Genomic DNA, 11,017 nt, shown 5'->3' with positions numbered 1-11,017 from the left:
GCATGCCGGTGATCGCGCCCATGCCCGCAGCGCAGCCCACACCCATCCCCGGCCAGCGTGAGTCCACCGAGGACATCGCCGCCAGGACCCGGGTCCGGGCGCGAGCCCCGGAGCGGAGGGGTGGGGTCGCGCCCGGACCGGTTGGGGGACGGGGTCGGTGGGATGGGCTGCCTATGGGTGCTGTTCGGTGTCGTGGGTGCCATATGTGCCCGACTGGTGATCGGGTGGTCGCGGTGCGCTACGCCGCCCGTATGTCCCGTTCCGACCCGCCGTGGGCGCAGGGGCGGGACGGTGCCGCGCGGTGGCGCAGGACGCGGGGCGGGGCGAGGTCCGGGAAGCCTTCCGCCCGCATCGCGGCGACGCCGATGCGGGGCAGGTCGGCGGAGGCGCGGTAGACCACGAAACGGGGCTCCCAGCGGGGCCGGAACTTGGCGTTGAACCGGTACAGCGACTCGATCTGGAACCAGCGGGACAGGAACACCAGCAGCCCGCGCCAGACCCGCAGCACCGGACCGGCGCCGATCTTCTCGCCGCGGGCCAGGGCCGAGCGGAACATGGCGAAGTTCAGCGACACGCGCGTGATGCCGAACCTCGGCGCGGCGCGCAGCGCCGCCACGATCAGCAGCTCGTTCATGCCCGGGTCGGCCGTGCGGTCGCGGCGCATCAGATCCAGCGACACGCCGTCGGTGCCCCAGGGGACGAAGTGCAGTACGGCTTTGAGGTCCCCATAGGGGCCCAGTTCGGCCTCGGCCTTGTGGGCGGTGGCGATCAGGCAGTCCCCGTCGGCGGGGTCGCCGACGCGGCCCAGAGCCATGGAGAAGCCGCGCTCGGTGGCGGTGCCCCGCCAGTCGTCCGCCGCGCGGCGGACCCGCTCCAGCTCGGCCTCGCCGAGGTCACGCACGCGTCGTACCCGGGTCTCGTAACCGGCGCGCTCGACGCGGGTGACCATCTGGCGCACGTTGCGCATCGCGCGGCCGGCGAGCGAGAAATCCGGGACGTCCACCACCGCCTCGTCGCCCAGTTCGAGGGCGTCAAGCCCGGTCTCGCGGGTCCACACCTCGCCGCCGGTCTCGGAGCAGCCCATGACGGCCGGGGTCCAGGAGTGGGCACGGGCCACGTCCATGAAGCGCTCTATGGCACCGGGCCACGCCTCGACGTCCCCGATCGGATCGCCGCTGGCGAGCATCACGCCGGAGACCACGCGGTAGGTGACGGCCGCCTTGCCGCTGGGCGAGAACACCACCGCCTTGTCGCGGCGGAGCGCGAAGTGGCCGAGCGAGTCCCGGCCGCCGTGCCGCTCCAGGAGGGCCCGCAGCCGTCGCTCGTCGTCCTTGGTGAGCCGGGCGGCCGGGTGCTCGGGGCGGAAGGCGAGGTAGATGGTGGTGACGGCGGTGAGCAGGCCCAGGGCGCCCAGGGAGGCGGCCACCGTCCACGACGTACTGCCCTTGTAGTCGACGGGGCCGTCGACGCCGAACAGCCCGTACAGCACATGGGTCAGCCGGGTGGCCCAGCTGGGGTCGCCCACCATGCGTCCGTGGTGGACGCTGACGATCACCAGGCCGAGGGCGAGTGAACCGGCCCCCATGAGTACGAAGTTGGCCAGCGCGCGCCAGCGGCTGCGCGGGTCGGGCAGGGCGGCGAACTGCCCCCGGTGACGCAGCAGGGCCCAGAGCAGGCCCAGCGAGATGAGGACGCCGATGAGGGAGTGGTGGTAGGCGAACTGGGCCAGGGCGCCCGCCGGGAGCAGCACCACCGCCGCCCGCCAGGCCCGCCGTTTGCGCCGCCGCAGACCGTGTGCCAGGAGCAGCAGCAGGACGCCAGCGCTGAGCGAGAGCGCCGCCGCGAACGGGCCCAGCGCGCCGGGCAGCACCTCGGCGAGGGCGTGCATACGGCTGTGCCGGAAGCGCGGGAAGACGCCCGCGGCGATGTCCAGCAGCCCCACCAGCGCGCAGGCCCTGGCGACGAGGACGGGAACCGACTCGGGGCGCGGACCGCGCAGCCCACGCCACACCCTTCCCGCGCGCGTCGGAACCCTGCCCGACATGTCCCCACCTTCCGTGTCCGCCATCGCATCCCGCAGTTCCGAGAGAGATCCCGTGACCGGCTCCGATTCGGGCATCCGGCCACATTGCGCCCTCTAGGACGGTGACTCGGGGAGGGAGGTTCACTCCGCCGTCCAAAGGTGCTTCAAAGGCAGGGGAAAGTCCGGGCAAGCCCTGAGGGGAGAGGTGATCCATCCGCCGGGCGGCTCGGGATGATCCGCTCGGGGGGATCGGCTCGGGCGCGGGAATGGGGAATGCGGAGAAGCCCCGGGACGCCTTGACGGCGACTTCGCGCCGACTTCCCGCCGACTTCGCGCTGTGTCGCCCGGACTTCGCGCGCAGTTCGCCGTCGCCTTCGCTACCGGGCGGCCCTGGACGGGCTTCATGATGCGGGAAACCGGGGCATCGGGAGGGCCAATTGGCGGGGAGCGAGGAGCCTGGGTCCGGGACATGTGCGGGCCGTGCGCCGGGCCACGCACGGGGGCGCGTCCGCTGTGCGTGCACGGCGTGTCGTGATGAGGGGGTGATCGGCCCTTCCGCCCTTGGGGGCGCTCCGGTCCCGCCCCTGGACTCGCCCTGGACGGGCCCTCGGACCGGCCCGCCGAGCGGTCTCCCGAGCGGTCTTCGAGTCACCTCGGGGAGTCGTCCTGGAGGGCGCTCTTCGGGGTGTCCCCAGGGTCTTCGGCGGGAGTTGTCGGGAGCCGCGGAGGCGACCAAATGGCGGTCGGATCAAGGGGATTCGTATTCCCCCGGACGGCAATTTCGGGACCCCTGGAAGTTGATCATGTGGAACTCCGGGACCGTTCCGCAGACCGATACCGAATCGAAACCCGGTGAACGCTTCGGGGTGGCCGTCTTTTTACGGCCCGGCGCAGCATGATTCCCCTACGCGCGGTAAGTTTCTGGCCATGCCACGTGGACGTCACCGCCATTCACCGCCCCTGCACCGGCTGCTGCCTCCGTCCGCGATCGCCGGCGTCGCCGTGGTCTGCGCGATCGGCCCCTGGGTGTTCTCCGAGACCGCGGTGTTGCGCGCGCTGGCCGGAGCCGCCGCGCTGACCGCGGTCGTCGGCGCGATCGTGATGCGCCGCTGGGACACCCAGGCGGGCAAGCAGGTGGCCGACCTCGCGCGGGTGCGCGTGAGCGAGGAATGGCGTCATGAGGAGCGCGTCGCCGAACTGGAGGCCGACCTCGACGAATCGCGCGAACTGCGCGGCAAGCTGGAGCAGCGGCTGCGTGCCAAGCGCGCCGAACTCGCGGGTCTGCGCAATGAACACGCGGCGCTGTTGCGGCGGTACGCGACGGCGGAGACCGAGCGGGCGACCGCCCTGGAGGGCCGCCGCCTGCTGGAGATAGAGGCCGGGGAACCGGCGAACGCCCTGCCCGCGGGGGATTCGGTTCCGGCGGACATGGACGCGGATGCGGACATGGACGCGGACATGGAGGCGGTGTCCGGCGCCGAGGGCGTGGTGAGTGGCGGCGAGGGCGCGGTGTCCGGCGCCGAGGGCGCGGCTGGCGACGGCGAGTCCACGGCCGCGGTGTCCGACACGCCGACGCTCTTCTCGCCCGAGGGCTCGCGGCTGTTCCTTCGTGCGCGTGCCGCACTGGTGCGGCTGGGGCGGCGTGAGCAGGAGCGCGAGCAGGGGCGGGAACTGGGCGGGGAACAGGGCCGGGAACTGGGCCGGGAACTGGGCGGGGACGCCCTGGAGGAGGCGGCGGACGCGTCGGCGAAGGACTGGGACGCGCGGGGCGCGCGGGACGTGGAGAGCGGCGAGGGCGCGGGAGGCGGCGAGATCGCGCCGGACGCGGTCGCGGTGGACGAGGGCGGGGCCGTGGGCGCCGTGCGGGGCGCGTCGGAGGTGAGCGGGCCGGGTGCGGATGCTCCGGGTCAGGACGCGCCCGAGGCGCAGGCGTCCGTCACGGGGGAGGCGTCTGACATGGGCGAGCCGTCGGACACGGGCGAGGTGTCTGACGCGGGCGAGGCGCCCGCGCGGTCCGTCGCCCCGGAGGCGACCGGCACCGTGGAGCCCGCCGAAGCCTCGGGCCGCGACGCGGGGTCCGACCTCGACTCGACTGACCCCGACTCGACCAGCCCTGACTCGATCGATCCCGACTCGACCGACCCCGACCCGGACCCGAACGGCAAGGGCCCCGGCGAGCCCCAGGACGCGGCCGACGAGGTTCCGCAGTCCGGCGCGGCGGACCAGGGCGGTACGGAGAGCGCGGTGACGGCCCCCGCCGACGCGGAACCGCCCGCCGTAGGCACCCCGGAGCCCGCGCGGGCCGCCGTACCGCCGCAGGGCGGGCGTCCGAAGCCGGTACGGGCCGGGCGGCCGTCGCCCGCCGTGGCCGCCGACGCGGACGCCGGTGCGGCGCGGGAGGACGAGGCGCAGGGGAAGCCCGGGGCGGCCGACGCGCGCGAGCACGCGGTCGCCGCGCCCACGACCCACGCACAGAGCGGCCCCGCCGTGGCGGAGACCCGGCCTGTGGCGCCCGCGCCGAAGCACCGGCCGACCGGGCACTTCACCGTCCCGACCGCCGTGGCCGTCGTACCGCCGACGCCCGCGCGGCGTCCGGCCGTGGAGGGCGGCTTCGACTTCTTCGGCACCCAGCAGCCGGACGGGCTGGAGAGCGCCGTACAGGACGAGGATCTGGCCGATGTCGTCGGGCAGGAGGCGCTGGACGCGCAGAAGGCGCGGTCCGAGGGCGCGGCCGAGGGCGATGTCGAGCGGCCCCGTGAGCGGGTGGACGGTGGCGACGACGGCCCGGTCATCGACCTGACGGCCCATGACGAGACCGAGCAGATCGACGTACAGGGGCTGCGCAGCGCGGTGTCCTGACCCGCGAACCCCGCCCCAGGGAGCCCGGCGTGCCGACACGCCGGGCTCTCGGTCTGCGCGGGGCGTATGGGGCGTGCCCACCACCCCGTCCTGGTGGGCTCAGGCCATCCAGCGGTCGGGGCGTGCGTCGCGGCGGCCGGTGCGGGAGCGTTCCGCCTGGGCCCGCAGCAGTTGTGCGGCTTCCCCGGCGTCTCTCAGGCGGGTCGTCTCGACCTGGTTGGCGCCCGTGTCCACATGGACGTCCGCCACGCCCCACACGCGCTTCCAGGGCCCTTGGGTGAGCCGTACGCTCTGCACCTTCGCGTGCGGGACGAGGGCGAGGCGGCGGCTCACCAGACCCTGACGGGTGGCGAACACCGAGTCGGTGATCGCCAGACCGTGGCCGCGCCACCACACCGGCATGCACCAGCGGGCCCGGCGCGGCGGCCTGCTGAGCGCGGAGTACGGCGGCACCGTCACACCGGGCAGCACCCGCGCGACGACGGACTCGGCGATCTCGCGCGGGGCGACCGGCAGCAGCAGCGAGTTGTCCGAGCCGGCGACCGCCAGCTCCACCCTGACCCAGCCGCGGCGCCGCCACAGCCACGGCTCGACGATCCGGACCGTCTGCACCCGTCCCGGCGGGACCGTCTCATGGGCCCGGTCCAGAAGGCCGTGGTCGATGCGCAGCCCGTCCGGGGACTCGGCGAGCGTCCAGTCGTACTCGCTCACGAAGCGGCCCACGCCGCTCGCGCCCGCCGCGCCGATCAGCGGCAGGCCGGTCGCGATCACTGTCCACAGGCTGTGGGTGAAGAACCACAGCACGGGCGGGACGACGGCCGCGGCGACCAGCGTGCCCCAGGTCGCGCCGGTCAGCGCCAGCGCGATCGCCAGGTCCCGCGCGGGCACGCGCAGCAGTTCGCGCGCCGGTGCCTCGCCCACCTCGTGCGCGGTCTCCGGCGCGAAGCCCGCCGCGCGGGCCAGGAGTTCGGCGCGCAGCGCGCGGGCCTCGCCCTCGCCCAGGAAGGCGAGTTCGTCCTTCTTGTCGGTGCCTATGACATCGAGCCGCAGTTTGGAGACGCCCGCCACGCGCGCGAGGAGCGGCTGTGTGAGGTCGATCGCCTGGATGCGCTCCAGCCTGATGTGCGCGGTGCGCCGGAACAACAGGCCGGTACGGATGCGCAGTTCGGTGTCCGTCACCGCGAAGTGGGTGAACCACCAGGTGAGAAAGCCGTACAGGGCGGCGGCGGGGATCACCACCGCCAACGCGATCACCAGGGTGGTCGTCGTCAGCCGGGTCAGATGGCGCTGCGCCTGGTCCGGGTCGTGCAGCGCCCAGCCGATGATGACGGCGATCGGCGCCCACGCGCGCCGGAAGGGCGTGACGGGGTGCAGGCGGCGCTCCGCGGGGCTCCCGGTCCGCCCGGCGGCCCCGAGCGCGTCCGGCGCCTCCACGGCCCCCGCAGCGGCCTGGGCGGCCCTCGTCGTGGCGGCTGCCGTGTCTTCTCGGTCTTCTCGCGCGGGGAGTGTCGGGTCGTCGTGCGGGCGTCCTGCCGGGTCTTCGTGCGGGCGTGCTGCGGGGTCTTCGTGCGTGCGTCCTGTCGGGTCGTCGTGCGCGGCTGCTGCCGGGTCCTCATGCGCGGGTCTTGCCGCGTCTCCTGCCGTGGGAGCTGCCGCGTCTCCTGCCATGGGAGCTGTCACGTCTTCCGCCGTGGGGGCTTTCGCGTCGTGCGTCGTGGGTCCCGCGGCGTCTCCGGCGGTGCCCGGCGTCGTCACAGCCCCGCCGATCGGGCCTCGCCCAGCTCGGTGAGCCGGTCACGCAACCGCTCCGCCTCGGCCGGGTCCAGGCCGGGGATCCGCGCGTCGGACGCGGCGGCGGCCGTGTGCAGCTGGACGCTCGCGAGCCCGAAATGCCGCTCCACGGGTCCGGAGGTGACCTCCACGAGCTGCATCCGCCCGTAGGGCACCACCGTGGTCTCCCGCCACAGCACGCCCCGGCTGATCAGCAGGTCGTCCGCCCGCTCCGCGTACCGCCAGGAGCGCCAGTTGCGCTCCAGCATCACCCAGCCCCACACCAGCAGCGCCAGCGGCAGCAGCGCGAAGGCCGCCCACGCGGGGCCCGCCAGCAGCCCCGGCAGCAGCCCGGCGGCCAGCGCGAGCAGGATCATCCAGACCGCCAGCAGCAGCCGCCGCATCCGCAGCAGGCCGGGCGGCAGCCCCGTCCACACAGGCTCCGCCTGCGCCGTTCCCGCGCTCGGCGGGCTCCCCATGTCCATGCCGCCAGCCTACGTAGGCCAGACTGGGGCCATGACTCCCACGACGGAGACCATGGTCGGGGTCGGCGGCGCCGCGGAGAGCACCGACATGGTGCTCAACATCGGACCCCAGCACCCCTCCACCCACGGTGTGCTGCGGCTGAAGCTGGTCCTGGACGGCGAGCGCATCCAGCGCGCCGAGCCGGTGATCGGCTACATGCACCGCGGCGCCGAGAAGCTCTTCGAGGCGCGCGACTACCGCCAGATCATCATGCTGGCCAACCGCCACGACTGGCTGTCGGCGTTCTCCAACGAACTCGGTGTGGTCCTCGCCGTCGAGCGCATGCTCGGCATGGAGGTGCCCGTCCGCGCGGTGTGGACCCGCACCCTGCTCGCCGAGCTGAACCGGGTCCTCAACCATCTGATGTTCCTCGGCTCCTATCCGCTGGAGCTGGGCGGCATCACACCGGTCTTCTACGCCTTCCGTGAGCGCGAGGTCCTCCAGAACGTCATGGAGGAGGTCTCCGGGGGCCGTATGCACTACATGTTCAACCGCGTGGGCGGGCTCAAGGAGGATCTGCCCGCCGGATGGACCGCCCGCGCGCGGGCCGCCGTCACCGGGGTGCGCTCCCGCATGGACCGCTTCGACGACCTGGTCCTCGGCAACGAGATCTTCCGGGGCCGCACCCGCGCGGTCGGCACGCTCGCCCCACAGACCGCGCAGTCCTACGGCGTGAGCGGGCCCATCGCGCGCGCCTCGGGCGTCGACTTCGACCTGCGCCGCGACGAGCCGTACCTCGCGTACGGAGACCTCCAGGACGTGCTGAAGGTCGTGACCCGCGCGGAGGGCGACTGCCTGGCCCGCTTCGAGTGTCTGCTCGACCAGACGCACAACGCGCTCGACCTCGCCGACGCCTGTCTGGACCGGCTCGCGGACCTTCCGCCCGGCCCGGTCAACCAGCGGCTGCCGAAGGTCCTCAAGGCGCCCGAGGGGCACACCTACGCCTGGACCGAGAACCCGCTCGGCATCAACGGCTACTACCTCGTCAGCAAGGGCGAGAAGACCCCGTACCGGCTCAAGCTGCGCTCCGCCTCGTACAACAACATCCAGGCCCTCACCGAACTGCTGCCGGGCACGCTGGTGGCGGACATGGTGGCCATCCTGGGGTCGATGTTCTTCGTGGTCGGGGACATCGACAAGTAGCGCGGACATCGACAAGGAGCGCGGACGGCGCCGAGCGGCGCCGGCGGCGACCGGCAGGACCGGCGGCGTCACCCCGCGTCCGCCAGTGGGTCCGCGATGCCGCCCGCCATGGTCACCAGCCAGCCGAAGTCCCCGAGCCCGTCCTCCGCGGTCAGCTCGGCGGCCTGAGTGGCGCCCGCGAGAGCCCGGACATACGCGCCCGGTTCGGTGGCCGCGAGGGCGAGCGGGGGACGCGCGCCCGTGACGCCGAGCGCCCGCAGGGCGTCGCGCTGGCGCAGGACCCTCCCCTGGTGCCCGGTGACGGCCCGCGCGTGTTCCGCGCACGCGTCCAGCGCCACATGTGCCGTCACATCGCACGACCCGTCCGGTACGGGCGCCGTCCCGCGACCCGCGCGAAAGCCGGTGAGCGTGCCGTAGGGCGGGCGGCTCGCCGCCACATGTGCGTAGTCCACGGCCACGGCCGCCCCGCGCGTGACGCTCGCCACGGCGTCCGCCCAGGCCGTGTCCCGGGGCAGCCCGATCTCGGCGCGCAGCCCCTCGTCGGCCGTCAGCGGCCACCACCGCGCCAGCCACCGCGCGTCCGCCCCGCCCACGGGCTCCCCGAGCCGCTCGGTCCCGTCCCGTGCCACGAGGACCAGCCGGGCCACGCCCGCTCCGTCGACCTCGGCGACGTCCACCGGCACGTTGTCCAGCCACTCGTTGGCGAACAGCAGCCCCGTCACCCCGCGCGGCGGCTCGGCGGCCCACTCGATCCGGGGGTCGAGCCCCTCGGGGCGGGCGGCGAGATCGACGCCGTACGCGCGCGTGCGGGCGGCCACGTCGGGGGGCAGCGCGGCCAGCACTCCGGTGACCAGTTCGCCCCGGCCCGCGCCCATGTCGACGAAGTCCAGCACCCGGGGACGGTCCAGTGCCGTGTCCAGGCGGCACAGCAGCCGGGCCACCGCGCCCGCGAACAGCGCCGAGGCGTGCACGGACGTACGGAAGTGTCCGGCGGGGCCCTCTGGGCGGCGGTAGAAGCCGTGCGGGCCGTACAGCGCCTCCTGGGTGGCTTCCCGCCAGCCGCGCGGATCGGGATCGGGATGCGGATCGGGATGCGGATCGGGATCAGGATCGGGATCTTTGGGCCGGGCGGGCGGCCCGGCAGGAGGTGCGGAGGGAGGCACAGGGGGAGCCATCGGGGAAGCCGCGGAGGAAGGCACAGGGGGAGCCGCGGCGGGAGCCGCGGAGGCAGGCGCGGGGGAAACGGAAGCCGCCGCGTCCCGATCCGTCGTGTCGTCCATCACGTCGCCAGGCTAAGCGCACCGAACAGTGTGGCCTCCACCTTGGGGAGTATGCGGAGGCGGTGCGGATCGACCCTCCGGTTGACCCAGGCACACATCACGCTTCCCTACGCTGGGTTACGTGCAGCGTCTCTACGACTTCATCCGCAGACACCCGACATGGGTCGACGGCTTCTGGGCCTTCGTCCTGATCGGGATGAGCGTGGTGGGCGCGGTGTCCGGACAGGCCACCGAAGGGACGGACGCCCCCTGGCTGATCATTCCCGTCGCCCTGCTCCTCGGCGTCGTGGTCCTGCTGCGCCGCCGCCTGCCGGAGCAGATGCTGGTCCTGGGCGCGGTCATCGGTGTGGCCCAGCTCGTGCTGGACGTGGCCACGTTCTTCGCCGACTTCGCCCTGCTGGTGATCGTCTACACGGTCGCGACCAGCGGCGCCCGCTGGGCGTCCCGGTTCGCCCTGGTCGGCGGTCTGATCGCGGCGCCGCTCGCGCAGATCCGCTGGCCGACGTCGGACATCAGCCCGGTCGGCAACGTGGCGGTGGCCGTGCTGGTGACGGTGCCGTTCGCGCTGGCCTGGGTGCTCGGCGACTCGGTGCGTACGCGCCGCGCCTACTTCGCCCAGCTGGAGGAGCGTGCCGCGCGGCTGGAGAAGGAGCGCGAGGCGCAGGCCAAGGTCGCCGTCGCCGCCGAGCGTGCCCGCATCGCGCGTGAGCTGCACGACGTGGTGGCGCACAACGTGTCCGTCATGGTGGTCCAGGCCGACGGCGCCGCGTATGTCCTGGACGCCGCGCCCGACCAGGCCCGCAAGGCGCTGGAGACCATCTCCTCGACCGGCCGCCAGGCACTCGCCGAGATGCGCCGCCTGCTCGGTGTGCTGCGCACCGGGGAGCACCAGGAGAGCGGCGAGTACGTGCCCCAGCCGGACGTCCAGCAGATCGAGGACCTGGTGGAGCAGTGCCGTACGGCGGGCCTCCCCGTGGACTTCAAGATCGAGGGGACGCCCCGCCCGCTGCCCAGCGGCGTCGAGCTCACCGCCTACCGGATCGTCCAGGAGGCGCTCACCAACACGCGCAAGCACGGCGGGCCCAACGCGGGCGCGAGCGTCCGGCTGGTCTACTTCGACGACGGGCTCGGTCTGCTCGTCGAGGACGACGGACAGGGCGCCCCGCACGAGCTGTACGAGGAGGGCGGCCTCGACGGACAGGGACACGGCCTGATCGGTATGCGCGAGCGCATCGGCATGGTCGGCGGCACCCTGGACGCCGGTCCCCGTCCCGGCGGAGGATTCCGCATCAGCGCCCTGCTCCCGCTGAAAGCGGCACATTGAGCCGCCGTACGTCGTCCGCTGACACCTGTAAGAACGCCTGACACCGGTAAGAACGCCCGCCCACCCACACCAGTGCCGCCCCACCCGGCCGAA

The 11,017-nt window shown here is 73.7% G+C and carries 7 protein-coding genes and 1 pseudogene; 4 read left to right on the top strand and 4 right to left on the bottom strand.

Going from position 1 to position 11,017, the window contains the following annotated elements; genetic code table 11:
• Nucleotides 1-2 precede the first annotated feature (2 nt).
• Nucleotides 3-95: pseudogene (locus AB0D49_RS40300) on the top strand (SigE family RNA polymerase sigma factor); the annotation flags it as partial.
• A gap of 143 nt (nucleotides 96-238) precedes the next feature.
• Here AB0D49_RS40300 and AB0D49_RS40295 read toward each other — a convergent pair.
• Nucleotides 239-2,044: a phosphatidylglycerol lysyltransferase domain-containing protein gene (locus AB0D49_RS40295; RefSeq protein ID WP_362768748.1), complete on the bottom strand. Its 1,806-nt coding sequence runs from the start codon at nucleotides 2,042-2,044 to the stop codon at nucleotides 239-241.
• Between the two features lie 906 nt (nucleotides 2,045-2,950).
• Here AB0D49_RS40295 and AB0D49_RS40290 point away from each other — a divergent pair.
• On the top strand, nucleotides 2,951-4,882 hold the full coding sequence (locus tag AB0D49_RS40290; RefSeq protein ID WP_362768745.1) for a hypothetical protein: 1,932 nt from the start codon (nucleotides 2,951-2,953) through the stop codon (nucleotides 4,880-4,882).
• A 99-nt stretch (nucleotides 4,883-4,981) separates the two neighbouring features.
• On the opposite strand, the gene AB0D49_RS40285 is transcribed toward AB0D49_RS40290, so the two are convergent.
• Both AB0D49_RS40285 and AB0D49_RS40280 read right to left on the bottom strand, forming a co-directional pair.
• Complete coding sequence (locus tag AB0D49_RS40285) at nucleotides 4,982-6,316, bottom strand: PH domain-containing protein (protein ID WP_362768742.1); 1,335 nt, start codon at nucleotides 6,314-6,316, stop codon at nucleotides 4,982-4,984.
• Nucleotides 6,317-6,633: 317 nt separating this feature from the next.
• A complete protein-coding gene (locus tag AB0D49_RS40280) occupies nucleotides 6,634-7,137 on the bottom strand; it encodes a PH domain-containing protein (protein ID WP_362768739.1) in 504 nt (167 codons plus the stop codon).
• 31 nt (nucleotides 7,138-7,168) lie between these two features.
• On the opposite strand from AB0D49_RS40280, the gene AB0D49_RS40275 reads away from it, so the two are divergent.
• Nucleotides 7,169-8,320: an NADH-quinone oxidoreductase subunit D gene (locus AB0D49_RS40275; protein WP_362768736.1), complete on the top strand. Its 1,152-nt coding sequence runs from the start codon at nucleotides 7,169-7,171 to the stop codon at nucleotides 8,318-8,320.
• 68 nt (nucleotides 8,321-8,388) lie between these two features.
• Here the strand turns inward: AB0D49_RS40275 and AB0D49_RS40270 are convergent, their stop codons facing one another.
• Nucleotides 8,389-9,495, bottom strand: a complete 1,107-nt coding sequence (locus AB0D49_RS40270; protein WP_362768734.1) for an SAM-dependent methyltransferase — start codon at nucleotides 9,493-9,495, stop codon at nucleotides 8,389-8,391.
• Between the two features lie 226 nt (nucleotides 9,496-9,721).
• Here AB0D49_RS40270 and AB0D49_RS40265 point away from each other — a divergent pair, with 226 nt between their 5' ends.
• Entirely contained in the window at nucleotides 9,722-10,924 is a 1,203-nt protein-coding gene (locus AB0D49_RS40265) for a sensor histidine kinase (RefSeq protein ID WP_362768731.1), read from the top strand.
• The last annotated feature ends 93 nt before the right edge of the window (nucleotides 10,925-11,017 follow it).

Origin of the sequence: Streptomyces sp. NPDC048290, assembly GCF_040652095.1 — a bacterium.
Classification (GTDB): Bacteria; Actinomycetota; Actinomycetes; order Streptomycetales; family Streptomycetaceae; genus Streptomyces.
Note: the sequence above shows the minus strand (reverse complement) of the source record. Positions and strands in the feature narration are given on the sequence as shown.

Coding starts and splice junctions, on each gene's coding strand:
- AB0D49_RS40295 (WP_362768748.1), bottom strand. CDS start 2,044: ATGTCGGGCAGGGTTCCGACGCGCGCGGGAAGGGTGTGGCGTGGGCTG.
- AB0D49_RS40290 (WP_362768745.1), top strand. CDS start 2,951: ATGCCACGTGGACGTCACCGCCATTCACCGCCCCTGCACCGGCTGCTG.
- AB0D49_RS40280 (WP_362768739.1), bottom strand. CDS start 7,137: ATGGACATGGGGAGCCCGCCGAGCGCGGGAACGGCGCAGGCGGAGCCT.
- AB0D49_RS40275 (WP_362768736.1), top strand. CDS start 7,169: ATGACTCCCACGACGGAGACCATGGTCGGGGTCGGCGGCGCCGCGGAG.
- AB0D49_RS40270 (WP_362768734.1), bottom strand. CDS start 9,495: ATGGCTCCCCCTGTGCCTCCCTCCGCACCTCCTGCCGGGCCGCCCGCC.